At 49.7% G+C, this 17,104-nt stretch carries 14 protein-coding genes; 8 read left to right on the forward strand and 6 right to left on the reverse strand.

What is annotated here, in order from left to right; all coding sequences use genetic code 11:
• Positions 1-12 precede the first annotated feature (12 nt).
• On the forward strand, positions 13-1,263 hold the full coding sequence (locus tag GWC94_RS10320) for a flavin monoamine oxidase family protein (RefSeq protein ID WP_161834950.1): 1,251 nt from the start codon (positions 13-15) through the stop codon (positions 1,261-1,263).
• Positions 1,264-1,365: 102 nt separating this feature from the next.
• On the opposite strand, the gene smc is transcribed toward GWC94_RS10320, so the two are convergent.
• Complete coding sequence (gene smc, locus GWC94_RS10325) at positions 1,366-4,887, reverse strand: chromosome segregation protein SMC (RefSeq protein ID WP_161834951.1); 3,522 nt, start codon at positions 4,885-4,887, stop codon at positions 1,366-1,368.
• Positions 4,888-5,092: 205 nt separating this feature from the next.
• Between smc and GWC94_RS10330 the strand changes: the two genes are divergently transcribed.
• Together GWC94_RS10330 and GWC94_RS10335 are read left to right on the forward strand one after the other, a co-directional pair.
• Positions 5,093-6,181 carry a glycosyltransferase gene (locus tag GWC94_RS10330; protein ID WP_235918509.1) on the forward strand — a complete coding sequence of 363 codons (1,089 nt, stop codon included), beginning with the start codon at positions 5,093-5,095 and terminating at the stop codon, positions 6,179-6,181.
• A gap of 89 nt (positions 6,182-6,270) precedes the next feature.
• Positions 6,271-7,305 (forward strand): glycosyltransferase, encoded by a 1,035-nt coding sequence (locus tag GWC94_RS10335; RefSeq protein WP_235918510.1) that lies wholly within the window; start codon positions 6,271-6,273, stop codon positions 7,303-7,305.
• A gap of 282 nt (positions 7,306-7,587) precedes the next feature.
• Here GWC94_RS10335 and GWC94_RS10340 read toward each other — a convergent pair whose 3' ends face one another.
• Complete coding sequence (locus tag GWC94_RS10340) at positions 7,588-8,274, reverse strand: cell division ATP-binding protein FtsE (RefSeq protein ID WP_161834953.1); 687 nt, start codon at positions 8,272-8,274, stop codon at positions 7,588-7,590.
• A gap of 66 nt (positions 8,275-8,340) precedes the next feature.
• On the reverse strand, positions 8,341-9,513 hold the full coding sequence (locus GWC94_RS10345) for an AIR synthase related protein (protein ID WP_161834954.1): 1,173 nt from the start codon (positions 9,511-9,513) through the stop codon (positions 8,341-8,343).
• A gap of 183 nt (positions 9,514-9,696) precedes the next feature.
• On the opposite strand from GWC94_RS10345, the gene GWC94_RS10350 reads away from it, so the two are divergent.
• Complete coding sequence (locus GWC94_RS10350; protein WP_161834955.1) at positions 9,697-10,635, forward strand: bifunctional riboflavin kinase/FAD synthetase; 939 nt, start codon at positions 9,697-9,699, stop codon at positions 10,633-10,635.
• Positions 10,636-10,642: 7 nt separating this feature from the next.
• Here GWC94_RS10350 and GWC94_RS10355 read toward each other — a convergent pair whose 3' ends face one another.
• Complete coding sequence (locus GWC94_RS10355) at positions 10,643-10,900, reverse strand: helix-turn-helix domain-containing protein (RefSeq protein WP_161834956.1); 258 nt, start codon at positions 10,898-10,900, stop codon at positions 10,643-10,645.
• A 335-nt stretch (positions 10,901-11,235) separates the two neighbouring features.
• On the opposite strand from GWC94_RS10355, the gene GWC94_RS10360 reads away from it, so the two are divergent.
• The 4 genes from GWC94_RS10360 (at position 11,236) to GWC94_RS10375 (ending at position 15,386) form a co-directional block, all read left to right on the forward strand.
• Positions 11,236-11,424, forward strand: a complete 189-nt coding sequence (locus GWC94_RS10360; RefSeq protein ID WP_161834957.1) for a hypothetical protein — start codon at positions 11,236-11,238, stop codon at positions 11,422-11,424.
• Positions 11,425-11,445: 21 nt separating this feature from the next.
• Positions 11,446-11,661 carry a hypothetical protein gene (locus tag GWC94_RS10365; RefSeq protein ID WP_161834958.1) on the forward strand — a complete coding sequence of 72 codons (216 nt, stop codon included), beginning with the start codon at positions 11,446-11,448 and terminating at the stop codon, positions 11,659-11,661.
• A 402-nt stretch (positions 11,662-12,063) separates the two neighbouring features.
• On the forward strand, positions 12,064-13,224 hold the full coding sequence (locus GWC94_RS10370; protein ID WP_161834959.1) for an HlyD family secretion protein: 1,161 nt from the start codon (positions 12,064-12,066) through the stop codon (positions 13,222-13,224).
• Positions 13,221-15,386, forward strand: a complete 2,166-nt coding sequence (locus GWC94_RS10375; protein ID WP_161834960.1) for a peptidase domain-containing ABC transporter — start codon at positions 13,221-13,223, stop codon at positions 15,384-15,386. Before GWC94_RS10370 ends, GWC94_RS10375 begins: the two co-directional genes overlap by 4 nt.
• Before the next feature lie 2 nt (positions 15,387-15,388).
• On the opposite strand, the gene holA is transcribed toward GWC94_RS10375, so the two are convergent.
• Positions 15,389-16,387: a DNA polymerase III subunit delta gene (gene holA, locus GWC94_RS10380; protein ID WP_161834961.1), complete on the reverse strand. Its 999-nt coding sequence runs from the start codon at positions 16,385-16,387 to the stop codon at positions 15,389-15,391.
• A 65-nt stretch (positions 16,388-16,452) separates the two neighbouring features.
• The gene (locus GWC94_RS10385; protein WP_317163462.1) at positions 16,453-17,052 is read right to left on the reverse strand and encodes a ribonuclease H-like domain-containing protein; all 600 of its coding nucleotides are present in this window, start codon (positions 17,050-17,052) and stop codon (positions 16,453-16,455) included.
• Positions 17,053-17,104 lie beyond the last annotated feature (52 nt).

The raw sequence follows: 17,104 nt of genomic DNA on the forward strand, positions 1-17,104 counted from the left end.
AAAATTAAGGCTATGAACAGAGGAGAAAAGAAAAAACTGATCATCGTTGGTGCAGGCGCATCGGGACTGATGGCGGCATCCCTGCTGGCGGATACCTATGATGTAACGATACTCGAAGCGCTGTCGCGGATCGGTGGCAGGATACATACCCTGGAGGACCGCAGCGAAGCCGGGGCAGAATTCGTTCACGGCGATCCGCCGCTGACAACGGAACTGGTTCAGCAATCGGGAGCCACACTCGAAAAGATCGAGGCGCAGCGCTTTTCGGTGGACCGGTGCAGCTGGACAAAAGAGGAGAACATGATCGAAGGATGGGATCTTCTGCTGGATAAAATGCGGCAGCTCTCAAACGATATCACCCTCGATGCTTTTCTCGAAACAGGTTTTACAGAACCTGCCTATGAAAAACTCCGCCACGAAACCCGCGCCTATGCTTCAGGATTTGATCTGGCAGACCCCGTTCACGCCAGTACAATGGCTTTGTACAGGGAATGGTCGGCCGATACGGGAAACCTATACCGCATAAAAGAGGGATACCATCGGCTTACCGGACACCTGGCAGAAGTATGCCAGGCAAAAGGTGTGCGCATATTATTGCAGCAAACGGTAACAGAAGTGAACTGGGCTATGGGCCAGGTGGTACTGCTGACCGCCTCCGATGAAACATACACTGCCGACAAACTGGTTGTTACCATTGCTGCGGGCGTGCACCGACAGCCATTCTCTCCCTGCCATATACGGTTTCAGCCGGTATTGCCGGGTTACCAGGAAGCCTGGAGACAGATCGGTTACGGATCGGTCATGAAACTGCTGCTGTTATTTCGCCGCCCGTTCTGGAAACCTGCCGGCGAGGATGGCTTTATCGTTTCCAACGAGGCGATCCCTACCTGGTGGATCAAAAAAAACCTGCTGACGGGATGGACAGGCGGACCTTCGGCGCTGCAGTGGGACCTGATAGACGACCAGCAGATCATTGAACAGGCGGTGCATTCGCTTTCGCGGATCTTCAGGGTCAGCGGCGCTGCGATCATCGATAGCCTCATTGAGCACCATATTTTCCGCTGGCATACCTACCCTTCCATGATGGGCGGCTACAGCTATGAAACGCCTTATTCCGGAGAGGCTAAAACACGGCTCCGCCAACCCGTACAGCATACGATCTATTTTGCGGGAGAAGCCCTGTACAACGGCGTATTCACCGGTACCGTTGAAGCGGCCCTGCAATCGGGCGCAGCTATCGCCCGCACCATACTGGAAAAATAATCGCTGTCTGAGGTAGGTATCGGTAACGATAACCAGGGCATTCCCTATGCAAGAATCCCCGGCGATTGCCAGGGATCCAGATGCTTTGTATAATCAGCGGGGTTAGTTAGAAAGACTTCTGAAATCAACCGGTACCAGTTTGCTTACACCCGGCTCCTGCATGGTTACGCCATAGATCACATCCACCGCGCCCATGGTTTGTTTGTTGTGTGTTACGATGATGAACTGCGAGTTATCGCTGAATTTCTTGATCATCTGCGTAAACTTGCCTACGTTGGCATCATCCAGCGGCGCGTCCACCTCATCGAGGATACAGAACGGAGCCGGTTTGATCAGGTAGATCGAGAACAGCAGCGCCGTTGCGGTCAATGTTTTTTCACCACCGCTCAGCTGGGTGATGGACGAAGGTCGTTTGCCTTTGGGTTTTGCAATGATCTCGATACCCGTTTCTGCCAGGTTCTCGGGGTTTACAAGAACCATATCGGCCGTATCCTCCTCGGTAAACAATGCCTTGAACACTTTCTGGAAATTTTCACGCACCTGGTTAAAAGTGTCGAGGAACTGCTGGTTGGCAGTGGCTTCCACTTCCTGGATGGTTTGCAACAGGCTTTCCTTGGCCGAAACCAGGTCGTTTTTCTGCTCGAGGATGAACTCGTAACGCTTTTTCATTTCCGTAAAAGCCTCGATGGCCGTCGGGTTCACTTCACCCATATTCTCGAGACGTTTCTTCATCCTGTCCGAGCTGGCCTGCAACTCTTCCAGCGTGGTATCCGTGGTTCTTTCCTGGTCCAGGATTTCATCCAGCTCTACCTTGAATTCAACACTCAGCCGCTCCTTCATACCGGCCAGCTGCAGCTTCAGTTCATTCAGACGGTCTTTGATCTCCGTTACCAGGTGATCGATCATCTCCTTGCTCTTCACTTTGTGACGCAGCTCGCTTTCTTTTTCCTGCAGTGCATTGCGGAAATTATAGTAGGCCTGATCGGCTTCGTTGAGTTTTTTCTCTTCTTCGTCTTTCTTACGCATCAGTCCCAGCAGCAGTTCTTCCGACTCGATCAACGCCTTCTCTCCTTCCTCGATATTGGCCGAAGCCTCGGTTAGCTGCGTGGCATTGCTTCCTATCTGCACATGCAATTCGTCGAGCTGCTTTTCCTTGAACACCATTTCCTGTTTCAGCGCGGTGATCTTGCTTTGCTGACGGGTAAGCTGCAGGTTGATCTCGTTGTATTGCACCGATGCCAGGTTATAGGCCTGTTCGGCAGACTGGTAATCCTGCTCAATGGTTTTCAGTTCCTCTGCGGTGGCCGCCAGCGCTTCGTTCAGCTGGTGAAAAGACTCGCGGGTTTCGGCGATCGCATCGTGTTCCGATTGCAGACGCTGCTCCAGGTCTTCCAGTCGCTGCAAACCGTTTTGCTGTGCTACCTGCAGGTTTTCAATTTTGTTTTTGGCGGCAAACACCTGGTTGGTCAGCTGGTTGATCTCGTTCTCCGTTTGCCTGATCAGGTTCTCTTTCAGCTGGTCGTTGAACGCGATCACTTCATTGTGCTTGGCCTGAATATCGGATTTCAGCAGGTTCACGATCGATTCCTGGTCGGAAATATCTTCTGCCAGTTTCTCCAGGTTTTTGGCACGGCCTATCTTTTTTCCCTCAAAAAGCCCAACGCTGCCGCCGGTGAGGGTATATTTTCCTTTTACATACCTGCCGTGTTTTTCGAGCACCACTGCGCCGTTGCTGTTGGCGATGGCTTCTTCGTTCTCAGCGATATATACGTTACCCAGCAGGTATTGCGCCAGCTTCCTGTATTGCGCATCCACTTCAATCACGTCCATCGCAGGAATGGTACCAGCGGGCTGATGGGTATCGATACGCAGGTCAGCAAATTTCTCCAGCATGAAAAAATTGGCCTTGCCTTTCTTATGCGCATCCAGCAACTGCACGGCCTGTAAACCTTCGCCCAGATTGTTCACCACATAATAGTTCAGGTAGGGTTCCAGTACATTCTCAACCGCGGTACGGAATTCTTCTTTTACGTAAATGATATCGGACAGGATGGGCGCCTGGTGATTCCATTCCGGGTTCTTGTGCAGGAACTTGATACTCTCGGGGTATCCTTCCATCGAATCGATCAGGCTCTTCAGCAGGTTGTACTCGTTGCGTTTTGCATCGAGTTTCCTGTTCTCTTCGTTCAGCTCGTTACGAAGTACCTCAAGCTGTGCCTGTGTTTCAAAAATATGATCTTTGGTGCGCTGCTGGTGTTCCTGCAGATCGCGCAATTCCACCCTTTTCGCTTCGAGTGTGGATTCTTTGTCTTCGAGTTCAACAGATACCTGCTGCAGCTGCTGCTCCCTGTTCTGCTTTTCTTCGTTCAGCTGCAGTTGCGCTCTTTGCAGGTTCTGGATAGAGGTATCGGCAACCGCCACTTTTTTCTCCGCATCAAACTGGTTACGCTGTATCTGCTGGTAACGGCTACGCGAAGCATCCACGCCGCTGCGCTTCTCGTCAAAACTGCGGCGTTTGTCCTCCACTTCCATTTTGGTGTTTTCAACAGACGACTGCAGATCGGCCAGTTTGCTTTCTTCTTCGCCTACCTGTATCTGGGTATACTGAATGGAATCGCCCAGGTTCTTCAGCTGTCCTTCGGCCTTGGCCAGGAAATCTTTCAGTCCTGTCTCCTTTTCTTTCAGGTAATGCAGTTTCTGCGTGGCCAGGTTCTTTTCATTTTCCTTGGTGCGCAGCTGCTGCAGGAACCCGTTGTATTCGTACTGCATGCTCTGCAAAGCCCTTTCCTTTTCGATAAAACCCACTTTCTCCTGTTCCACGGCGGCTTCTTCCGTAGCGATCTCGGCTTCGAGCTGGATCTTTTTATTGGTCTCCAGTTCCTGCTGCTCGTTCAGATCCCTATAGGTGATGTTGAACCCTTCGAGCGCCGCTTTGGCAAGCTCTATGGCCACTTCCTTGTATTCCTTGCGGATCTCGTAGAATTTTTCCGCTTTCTTAGCCTGGTTCTCGAGCGTTTTCAACTGGTTGTTGATCTCGAACAGCAGGTCTTCGATACGTGCCAGGTCCTGTTCGGTGGCATCGAGTTTATTCTTGGCCTCTTTTTTACGTGTTTTGTAAATGGTGATACCCGCAGCCTGCTCCAGCATCCTTCTGCGGCTGTTCTCTTTGTCCTTGATGATATCGTCCACCATACCCAGTTCGATGATGGCATAGCTGTCGGTGCTTACACCGGTATCGAGGAAAAGATTATGGATATCTTTCAGCCGGCAGGTAACATCGTTGAGACGGTATTCACTCTCCCCATTTTTGTAAAAGCGGCGGGTAACGGTAACGGTATTGAATTCTGTGGGAAGCAGGTTCTTGGTGTTCTCAAAAGTGAGGCTTACTTCTGCCAGACCGCTGGCGCTCCTGGTTTTGCTGCCGTTAAAAACAAGTGCTTCCAGGTTTTCGCTGCGAAGCGCGGATATTTTCTGTTCACCGATTACCCAGCGTATGCTATCGATGATATTACTTTTGCCACAGCCGTTAGGTCCGATAATACCGGTGATGCCTTCGTCGAAGCTCACCACGGTTTTATCAGCAAAACTTTTGAATCCTTTGATTTCTAATGACTTTAATCTCACAAAATTTCCGTTTAGTACCTGCGAACATACTGTAAAAACAGCAGGATATCCCAGCAAAAAAAATGCCTGTGTATAATCGGTGGAGAATTTGAAAACGATTTTTCTGATACATCCTCAACATACTGGCAATCATTCATATAGATACATTTTAGTTCTATAAAATTTTCATGTTTTCACGGGTTATATTTGTTGACAAACCTTCCATTTGAACAGGATCATTCTCACCGTCACCAATGACCTCAATTACGACCAGCGGATGCATCGTATCTGCGGCAGTCTGTTCAATGCGGGGTACGATGTGTGGCTGGTTGGCAGAAAAATGCGGGGATCGGTGCCCGTTATCAAACGGAATTTTCGGCAGAAACGGTTGCATTGCTTTTTTTCGCGAAGCTTTTTGTTCTATGCAGAATACAATCTAAGGCTTTTCTGTTTTCTTCTTTTTGCGCCCAAAGCAATCCTTTGTGCCATAGATCTGGATACGATACTGCCGGTGTATTTCACAAGCGTCCTCAGGAAAACCAAAAGGGTGTATGATGCGCATGAATTATTCACTGAGCAAAAAGAAGTGGTCAGCCGCAAACGCATACATGCTTTCTGGCTGGCGGTGGAGAGGTTTGCCGTACCCAGATTCCCGAAGGGGTATACCGTAAATGCAATGCTGGCGGGTATTTTTCGGGAAAGATATGGGGTGGTCTACGCGGTTATTCCCAACTATCCGCTCTTAACAGATGCGGCGGCGCCCGACCGGCAGCACCGGGAACCCTGTTTTATTTACCAGGGCGCCGTGAACGAAGGAAGGTGTTTTGAAACCCTGATACCCGCCATGAAGCAGGTACCCGCAGGTTTACTGATCTGCGGCACGGGAAACTTTCTGGCCCAGGCGATGGAACTGGTGAAACTTCATGGCCTTGAGGAGAAAATACGGTTCGGGGGGAACAGATTGCCCGGGGATTTACCGGAACTGACGGCGCAGGCCTATGCCGGCATCACGCTGTTTGAAGCAGCAGGGCTCAACCAGTATTATTCCTTATCGAACCGGTTCTTTGATTATATCATGGCCGGTATTCCACAGCTTTGTGTGAACTATCCGTTGTACAAAGCGATCAATGATCAATATGATATCATGTATCCAATTAACAATACCGATAGCGAAAGCATTGCCAACGGACTGAATAAATTATTGAATGATCATGCACTGTATAAAAGATTGCGCGAACATTGCCAATTGGCAAGAGAGGGCCTGAACTGGCTAAAGGTTGCGCCAAAATTGATCAGCTTCTATCAACAGTTATAGTGATTAAACAGCTTCATATCATTTGTTTCACCGTTCCCTACCCTGTTGACTACGGAGGTGTTTATGATCTTTTCTATAAACTGTCTTCTTTGCAGAAACAGGGCGTTCAGATACATTTGCATTGCTTTGATTACGGCCGCGGAAAACAAGCCAACCTCGAAAAATATTGTGCATCGGTTCACTATTATGAACGATTTACCGGACATACAAGCATCACAAACAAACTTCCCTATATCGTTTCAAGCAGGCGCAATGAGTCATTGCTGGCGAGGTTATTGCAGGATGATCACCCGATATTAATGGAAGGCATTCATTGTACGTACCTGCTGAATGATCCAAGGTTTATTGGGCGAAAATGTTTTGTGCGGCTGCATAATGTAGAATACCAATATTATCGCGAATTATCCCGCAATGCATCTCTTTCATTCAGAAAATTATACTATGGGATAGAAAGCTGGTTGTTGCGCAGGTATGAAAAAAAGATCGCGAACAAAGCTGTCTTCTTTTCTGTAACAACAGCAGATGCCATAAAATACAGTACCAGCCTGCATTGCGGCGATATCAGTACCATACCCGTTTTTCTTCCCGATTGGAAACTAGTTTCTAAAGAAGGGCCCGGCAATTATTGTCTTTACCAGGGTGATCTCGGTGTGGATACAAATGAAAAAGCGGCGATATGGTTGTTGCAAAAAGTATTTTCAAAAATCGAATTACCACTGGTGATTGCGGGAAAAAATCCTTCAGTAAAACTGGAAACGCTTGTCAAAGAGAACCCACGTGCAGTATTGATCGGCAACCCTTCGCAGGAACAGATGCAAACACTTATCGCCGATGCTCAAATACATCTTCTGCCCTCTTATACAACGACAGGCATCAAGTTAAAATTGCTGAATGCATTGTTTAATGGAAGACATTGCGTGGTTACGCCTGAAACTGTTGAAGGAACGGAATTGGAGAGTACTTGTCATATCGCAGCTTCTGCAAACAATTTTGCGGAGATTATTGAACTACTATATCATCAGCGATTTATGGAAAATGATATTCTGGTTCGCAAAGAATTATTACAGAACAGGTTCGATAACTGCAGGAATGCGGAACTAATAGTCAAAAAGATATGGGGTTAAAAGACTTAACTGTGCATACGCTGCACTCAGCTTTCTTTGTTTTTTTTAATTTGCCTTTTTCGTAAATGAAAACCCATAGTTTTTGTAGCTTTTGATCGTAAATAGTTGTTTCACCCGTGTATGTGCTAAACAGGCCATTTTTTATACAAAGCAGCGTCGTACTCAGAATTGAATTTACCATTCATTAGTCGAAAGCCAACCTCCGGTGCATCAAATATTTGAGTCTTTGCAGAGAAAATGCGTCCATATTCATTGCGCGCACTAAACACCTGCTATCGAATCTTAAGCTACAATCTCTGCGCTGTCTACTAATCTATTGTTTTCTGTTTTGAGCATACGCGATGGATAACGATTGATCACAATAAAATCATGAGTAGCCATCAACACAGTAGTTCCGTAATCCCGGGCAATGTGAATAAGCAGTTGCATGATCTCGTCACTTGTTTCGGGATCAAGATTCCCGGTGGGCTCGTCGGCCAGTATCAGTTTGGGAGAATTGAGAAGTGCGCGGGCAATGTCTACACGTTGCTGCTCTCCTCCACTCATTTCAAAAGGCATTTTAAAACCTTTGCTGCGGAGACCCACTTTATCCAGCACATCGTTGATCTTTTCTTCCATCAGCCGTTCATCTTTCCAGCCGGTGGCTTTCAGGACAAAACGAAGATTTTCCTGTACGTTACGATCGGTCAGCAACTGAAAGTCCTGGAACACCACACCCAGGTTACGCCGCAGAAATGGCACTTTTTTCCAGTCCATGGAACGCAGATCGAATCCTACCACAGATGCCTGTCCCTCTCTCAGCGTCAGTTCTCCATACAATGTTTTCAGCAGGCTGCTTTTACCCGTACCGGTTTTACCAACCAGGTAAACAAATTCTCCCCTGTTGACGGTGAAATTGACATCCTGGAGCACCAGGCTGTCGCCCTGGTAAATATTGGCATTGTGTATGGATACTACGGTGTCTGACATAATACTAAGTTACGGAAATGTCAAAAGTGAATCGTTAAAACTTGTGCGCGGAAGTCCGCCCCGGGTTCAGGCATAGACGATTTCGCCGAATGGTCCGCTGAGCGTCAGTTTTGCTTCTGCTGCAGGTGCTACCCTGCCTACGATACGCGCTTCGATACCGAATGTTCCGGCAATCTCGATCATACTTTGTGCCGCGGCCTCGCCGGTAAATATTTCCAGCCTGTGACCCATATTGAACACCTGGAACATTTCCCTGAAGTCCGCGCCCGAGTTTTCCCGGATCAGCTGAAACACCGGCGGTATGGGAAACAGGTTGTCTTTGATGATATGCAAAGGTTTCGGCAGGTATTTCATGCATTTGGTCTGACCGCCGCCGCTGCAATGGATCATCCCGTTGATATCGCCGAAATGCTTATCCAGCAGGGTTTTCACCAGGGGTGCATAGGTTCGGGTGGGCGACAGCAGCAGCTTGCCGACACTGATCTGGCGGTCGCCGATCAGGAGGGTATCGGTCATTTTGTTCTTTCCGATATAAACCACCTCAGGGGGCAGCGTTGACTCAAATGTTTCCGGATACTGTTCTGCGTAGTATTTGCTCAGTACATCGTGCCTGGCGCTGGTAAGTCCGTTGCTGCCAAGACCGCTGTTGTATTCGTTTTCGTAATTCGCCTGGCCATAGCTGCTGAACCCTACGATCACATTTCCTTCAGTAATCTTTTCGTTGGTGATGAGCCGCGATTTGGGCCAGCGTGCCGTCATGGTGCCGTTCACGGCAATCGTTCTTACCACATCACCCACATCCGCCGTTTCGCCGCCGAGGTAGTGGATATGCACGCCATAGACAGCCAGCTGGTCAAAAAATTCCTGGGTGCCGTTGATCACCGCCTGCAGCACTTCGCCGTTGATCCGTAATTTATTCCGGTCTATCGTGGAAGAGAACAACAGGTTATCGGTAACACCCACGCAGAGCAGGTCATCGAGGTTCATCGCCACGGCATCCTGCGCAATACCTTTCCATGCGGTGATATCGCCGGTCTCTTTCCAGTAGAGATAGGCCAGGATGCTCTTGGTGCCCGCACCATCGGCATGCATGATGTTTACCCAGTCTTTATCACCACAAAGATGGTCTGCATAGATCTTACAGAAGGCAAAAGGATACAGGCCCTGGTCGAGTTTCTGAATGGCTGCATGCACTTCCTCTTTCTGTGCGGAAACACCACGTTGCGCGTAAAGAGACATGGGAATGGGGAATTTTGGAATTGTGAAATCGGGAAATTGCGGCAAATGTACTGATTTGTGGCAAGGGATTGGATGTTGGAATCGGGAAATTGGAGACAGGCTGTCAAACAGCCGGATACCGTTCCCAATCTGCAATTTCCAATTTCCCGATTCCAACATCCAAAATCCAAATACATTTGCCCCATGCAAGTGCATCGTGAACTCATTGACTCGCTGCCCGTATTCAGGAATGCCGTGGTTACCATCGGTTCTTTTGACGGTGTTCATATCGGGCACAGGCAGATCATACAGCAGTTGAAACAGGAAGCCCGGCGTATCGGCGGCGAAACGGTGATCATCACTTTTCATCCGCATCCGCGGAAAGTGGTGTCCTCTGTTCCGGGCGATGTGAAACTGCTTACCACGCTCCCGGAAAAAATACAGCTGCTCGAGGAAGCCGGCATCGATCACCTGGTGATCGTTCCTTTTGACCATGTGTTCTCCGACCAGACGGCCGAGCAGTATATCGGCGATTTTCTGCACCGTTATTTCAGACCGCATACCGTTATCATCGGTTACGACCACCGTTTCGGGAAGGGACGCGAGGGAGATTACCAGCTGATGGAGACCTATGGCAGCCGGCTGGGTTTTGAGGTAAAGGAAATACCGGCCGAGGTACTGCATGAACTGGTGATCAGTTCCACGCGTATCCGGGAGGCACTCGGAGAAGCCGATATTGTTACGGCCAACGAATTCCTGGGCTATCCTTATTTTTTCGAGGGGAAAGTGGTAAAAGGCAACCAGCTGGGCCGAACGCTGGGCTATCCAACCGCCAACCTGCATATTGCCAGCGAAGAAAAGCTGGTACCCTCCAACGGCGTGTATGCCGTGACCGTGAAAACCGAAGACGGGCACCAGCACGGGGGCATGATGAATATCGGTATCCGCCCCACCATTGATGGCAGCACCCGTGTGATAGAAGTGAACATCTTCGATTTTGACCGCGATATCTATGGGCAGGAACTGGTGGTAAGCCTGCACCGGTATATCCGCGGAGAGGTAAAATTCAGCGGGCTCGATGCCCTGAAACAGCAGCTGTCGGAGGACAGGATCGATGCCATGCGTTTCCTCGCCGGTCAATGAGGTCTGTTCATCGCGGGTCTTTTTTCCGGAACAGGGATTCCGGGTCAAAATCAATGATCTGCCGGTAATCATCCAGTCCGAATACTGTTGCCAGCCGGATCAGCGTCTCGATCCGTACTTCCGTAACACCGTTTTCCCAGGTGGATAAGGTAGAGCGCGCCACCTGCATGGCTGCGGCCACATGCCGCTGATCGTAGTTCCGCAATTCACGTATCAACCTGATATTACGGGCAATCCGCAGTCTTTCCGCACTGATCTGGTACATAAGCTATTGTTTGATGCAATACTACGGTACCCCGCATTGCCGGGTTAGCGTGGAAACACCCGGTCTAAAAACCCGGACTGCCGGGTATTTGCCACGGGGTTCTGTTACCGGCGCAAAAAATCAGGTATAAATACGCTATGACAAATGAGTGCAACACGGTAATTTTCACCCGGTAAAGGATTGTCGGCCTGGCTGACATAGTTCCAGGCTTATTTGTTGATGAAACCGTTGCGGGTACTGAATTTTACGCATCATCGGCCGATGAGATGGGCTATCCAATCCTCCGCTACCCATGCCTGTTGCCAAACAGCGGGGGAAAACCAAAATTCAATGATATGAAAACGTTGGAATTAAAAACAACCGGTTTTGTTGAATTAAATGAACCTGATTCAATAGAAACAGCCGGCGGAAGTACCTCATTTGTTTACGACCTGGCCACAGCGTTGAGAGCAAATTTTCAGGCAACGACCGGAAACGTCAATGGTCTGGTCAAGACGGCCTTCACCTGGTTCGCACAACAATAATATTTCACAAAAAAAATCCTTATGAAAAAACAATCACTGAACATCGAAAACATGATGCTTTCAGAACTTTCCGAAAGCGAAACAGTAAACCGGTCCGGTGGAACCTTTCCCTGGTTTGTAACAGGAGCTGGCGGTCTTCTCGCATTCCTTGCAAAGAAATGCATTGACGATTGGCAGTGTTTCAAAGATGGCCTGTCAGGCAACCTTTGTACGCACGGCACCACGCACAGTAAGTAACATGGGATGAAGCTGACTGAAAGACATGGATGCTTCATTGATCCGTACTCTTTCGTCAGCTTCACTTCAAACAAAATAGATCCATAATGAAAAAAACAATCTCGTACCTCCTGGGTGGCATCTGCGGCGTTTTGCTGGTAGACCTGCTTGTCAGCAACCGGCAGTCGATAAAGGATTTTTTCCTTACGCACTAACCCGGGACCAGATCGTTCAGTCACAACAACATCGTATGAAAAAACACATCCCGACCATACTTGGTTTCCTGGGCGGCGTGCTGGTGGGTTTTCTGCTGGAGCATAACTGGCAGGCCATCAAGGACCTGTTTCTCCGCAAATAAACCCAGGCTTTCTTCAGCAACTTCCGGTACCGCATCGGCGCCGGCAGGTAACCTATTGCCTATCCATGCTGCCTTCATTCGACGATATCAGCTATTTCAGCCAGCTCAGGCCCCCAAGGGCCGCGGGAAATGCATATCTGGTGCTGCTGGTGATCGTGTTTTCCGCCTTGTTGGCATTGCCATTTATCTATACGGATATTTCCATCAAAGCAGGGGGTATAACCCGGCCCGGTCATGAACGCACCGAAACAAAGGCCGCCGCAAGCGGCATCATCGATTCGGTATTTGTCAGAGAAGGACAGTTTGTTGAAAAAAACCAGCTCATCCTCCGGATCAGGGACCTGGCATCGGGCAACAGGCTGCTGCAAACCGGCACCGAGATAGACCAGTACCGGGCTTTTATCCAGGACCTTTCCGCACTCACCACCCGCCCGTTGCAGGAATCCCTGTTGCCCGTACTTCGCTCGGCAGTGTACACGGAACAGCTTAACCATTTTTTACAGCAGCAGAACGAACTCCAGTTACAGCTGTTACGGGCCGAAAAAGAGGTAACCATCAACAGCAGCCTGTACAAAGACAGGGTGATCTCATCCAAGGAATTTTTTGATACGGAGAACAACCGCGACAAAATACTGGCTTCCCTCCGTGTTCAGCTGGGCGCAAGGCTCAGTACCTGGCAACAGGAGCTGGCGCGCTACCGGGCGGATCTCTCGCGGCTCCGCGAACAAAACAGGGATATTCATATCCAGGCAGACCAATACCTGGTCAGGGCACCGGTGGCGGGTATCGTGCAGGGCGTGCATACACGTTATTCGGGAGGACTGATACAAACCGGCGACCCTGTCTGCCATATTTCGCCCGAAGAAACACTGATCGGGGAATGCCTGGTTGCAGCAAAAGATGTGGGGCTTTTACAAATCGGTCAGCCCGCCCGTTACCAGGTGGAGGCATTTAACCATACTTATTTCGGCTCGCTTACCGGCGCCATCATGCAGATCGATAACGACTATACGCCGGTTGACAACCAGCCTTTTTTCAGGGTGCAATGCAGTTTTGACAGCCTGCAGTTAGGGCTAAAGAACGGGTTCAGCGGGCGACTGAAAAAAGGGCTGAATTTTCAGGCGGCCTTTCTCGTTGCACGAAGAAGCCTCTGGCAGTTACTGTTCGATAAAATCGACGACTGGTTAAATCCTTCCGCCCCTGTATTCAAGAGAAAAAACACTTGAGAAGACCCACCCAGATAAAACAAAGAGACATTACCGACTGCGGCGCAGCCTGTCTGTGTTCCGTGGCGGCCTATTACCGTTTGCGTGTACCGGTAAGCCGTATCAGGCAACATGCCGGCACAGACCAGCAGGGAACCAATGTACTGGGCATGCTGCAGGCGGCAGAAAAAATCGGGTTACGCGCAAAAGCGGCCAAAGGACCTGCGGAAAGCCTGCAGAAGATACCCCTGCCGGCCATAGCGCATGTGGTGCTTCCCAACCAGTTGCATCACTATGTGGTGATCTACCGCGTTCGGGGAAAAAAACTTTGCATCATGGACCCCGCCGACGGAAAGCTTCATCGAAAAACAACAGAACGGTTCAATAAAGAATGGACGGGCGTAATCCTGCTATGCATTCCCGGCGAGGATTTTACCGAGGGCAACCAGGTGCAGTCCAATGCCCTGCGTTTCTGGCAACTGGTTAAACCGCATTCGGGTATTCTTCTGCAGGCATTGACCGGGGCCGTTGTATATACCCTGCTCGGACTGAGTACATCGCTGTACCTGCAAAAGATCATTGATTTTGTGCTGACAGACGGCAATACAAGACTGCTCAACCTGTTAAGCGCACTCATGCTGCTGCTGCTGGGAGTGCAGCTGTACATAGGGGTTTTCAAAACCCTGCTGGGGCTGCAGACCGGTCAAAGCATCGACGCAAAGCTGATCCTCGGCTATTACAAACACCTGCTGCAGCTGCCGCAGCGTTTTTTCGATACCATGCGTGTAGGCGAGATCATCAGCAGGGTGAACGACGCGGTAAAGATCAGGGAGTTTATCAACGATACGGCACTGAACATGATCGTGAACTGCCTGATGATCGTTTTCTCCGCCGCCTGTATGTTTCTGTATTACTGGAAACTGGCGGCACTTACCTTACTGATCGTTCCGTTGTATAGCCTTATTTATTTTATCGGCAACCGCATCCACAAAAAATGGCAGCGTATGCTGATGGAAAGCAGTGCGGAACTGGAAACCCAGTTTGTGGAAAGCCTGACGGCTGCGGGAACCATCAAACGTTTTGGCCTGGAACAGTATGCCGGCACACGTACAGAGAAAAAGTTCGCGGATCTTTTAGACCGCATCCGGCAAAGCAGCACAAAAGGAATTTACCTGAACACATCCACCGAGTTCTGCACCAGGCTGTTCACGATCCTTTTGCTCTGGGCCGGGAGTTATTTTGTGATCAGCCGTGAACTGAGTCCCGGTGAGCTGCTTTCCTTCTATGCACTGCTGGGTTACCTCACCGCGCCGCTGGGTTCCCTGCTATCGGCCAATAAAAACATACAGGAAGCGCTGATCGCCGCAGACAGGCTGTTTGAGATCATCGACCTGGAAACGGAAGCATCACCTGCCGCCCAGCTGGTGCTCAGTGCCGGCCTGGTAGGCGATATTCATTTTTCGGCGGTATGCTTCCGGTATGGAAGCCGCACAAATGTTTTTGAGAATTTCACGGCAACCATTCAAAAAGGAAAGGCCACCGCCATCGTGGGAGAAAGCGGCAGCGGAAAGTCCACGCTGCTCTCCCTGCTGCAGAACCTGTATCCCTTGCAGAAAGGGCATATCCGCATCGGCGATGCCGATATACGGTACATCGATAAACAAAGCCTGCGCAAACTGGTATCGGTGGTACCGCAGCACATTGAATTATTCAGCGGCAGTATTGCCGAAAATATCGCCATCGGCGACGAACAGATGGATATGAGTCGCATACTGCAACTGGCGCGGCTGCTGGGTATTGATGATTTTGCCAATGATCTCCCGGCGGGTTACCATACCTTGCTGCACGAACAGGGCGTAAACCTCTCCGGCGGCCAAAGACAGAGAATTGCCATTGCACGCGCTTTGTACCGCAACCCGGAGATACTGATCCTGGATGAAGCCACTTCCTCGCTGGACCCTTTCAGTGAGCAGAAAGTGCAGGAAACGCTTCGCTGGTTCGCCTCATCCGGCAAAACCATTATCGTGATCGCTCACCGGCTGAGTACCATCCGTAACTGCGATACCATTCTGGTGCTAAAACAGGGAAAGCTGATCGAAGAAGGGGATCACGAAAAACTGCTGGCAACCGGGGGGGAATACCATGCACTCTGGCAACACCATGCGGGTTTGGTTAACGGGTAGGGTCACGCCATTATCTTCACCACCATCTCCTTCATCAGCCCCGCATCCGAAGTGCCCCCGTCGTGCACGCCAATGCTCCTGAGGTTATAATGGTGCAGCAGCAGCAATACTTTTTCCACGCCGGCAGAATCGTATTTGCGTGCAGTTGATAAATAATCCTTTACAAAATAGGGATTGACACCCAGCGCCGAGGCCACCGTTTTTTCATCAGGAGCGGGCAAACCATGTATCATAAATACTTTGCTGAAAAAATTATAGAGGGCGGGCAGGATCAGCTGGATAGGCGCCGCTTTGGGATTGGCTTCAAAATACTGGATGATACGGATGGCTTTGGACAGGTCTTTCTGCGCAATTGCCGACTGCAGCTCGAATACGTTGAACTCCTTGCTTACCCCGATATAATTTTCGATATCGTCTTCGGTGATGTTTTTCCGTGCGCCAAGGTTTACCGCCAGTTTTTCAACCTCGTTCTGCATGCGACCCAGGTCGTTGCCAATATGATCCACCAGCAGGAACAGCGCTTTCTGCGAAATGGCAAGTCCATGCTGCTGTATCATATTCGATGCCCATTCCGGCAACTGGCTCTCGTACATTTTTTTGGTGGTGAGCAGTTCCCCTTTTTGCTTCAGCAATTTCGCGAGTTTGGAGCGGCCATCCACTTTCTTTTCCTTGTAGCTGACCACGAATACGGTGGAAGCCAGCGGGTGATCGATATACGCTTCCAGTTTTTCGATATCGCGCATCTGCTGTGCTTCTTTCAGCAGTACCACCTGTCTTTCTGCGAACATAGGATAGCGCATACAGGCATTTACCACGGCAGACCATTCCGCGTCCTTTCCGTAAAAGACAGACAGGTTAAAACCTGCTTCCGACTCGTTGAGTATTTTGTGTTCGGCATAATTGACCACCTGGTCAATAAAAAAGCTTTCCTCGCCTTCTAACCAGTAAACGGGTTTGAACACGCCTTTTTTCCATTCCGCTATGATCTTTTCGGCCGACATGGTTGCAAAGATGCTTTCCGGTATACGAATGATAAAAAATAAACCGCTAAAGTTTTGAACATACTTTAAATGACCACCACCTGCTCCGCCGTGAGCATTGGCATGGAAAGGAACCGCAATACGATGTTTGCCGTCACCACCACATCTTTCTGGCAGTAATCCACGATACGGGGTACATTCTTTTCCCGGTAATACACTTCCTGCACCCTGCTGCCGTCCATATCGGTTTTGGAGGTAGGAATACCCAGTACACTTGCCAGTAAATGAAGGGATATATAGTTCTTATGATCGCCGAATTTCCACCAATTCAGCGTGTCGAACATCTTTACTTCCCAGGGTTTTCTGTCGTGCAACTGCAGGCAGGCCGGCAGGGGCAGGCGGTTGATCAGCAGCCTGCGGCAGATATAGGGTATATCGAATTCCCGGATATTATGCCCCGCAAACTGGAATTGCGGGCGCAGCTGGTCGATCCTTTCACATAAATCAGCGAAATTACGTAGTATTTCTACCTCATCATCCCCGCTGAAACTGTGCAGCCGGAGGGTGGTGGCGCCGGATTCATCGGTATGAAAAAATGCGGCGGAAATACAGACGATCCTGCCGAATTCGGCCAGTATCCCTGCTTTTTCCCTGTATTTTTCCGCCGGATCATAGGGTTCTGGCACGGTTTTCGATATTTTCTCGCAAAAAAGTAGTTGCCAGGCCGGTTCAAGCTGA

The sequence above is a fragment of the Sediminibacterium soli genome (genome assembly GCF_009939225.1).
In the GTDB taxonomy this organism is placed as follows: Bacteria; Bacteroidota; Bacteroidia; order Chitinophagales; family Chitinophagaceae; genus Sediminibacterium; species Sediminibacterium soli.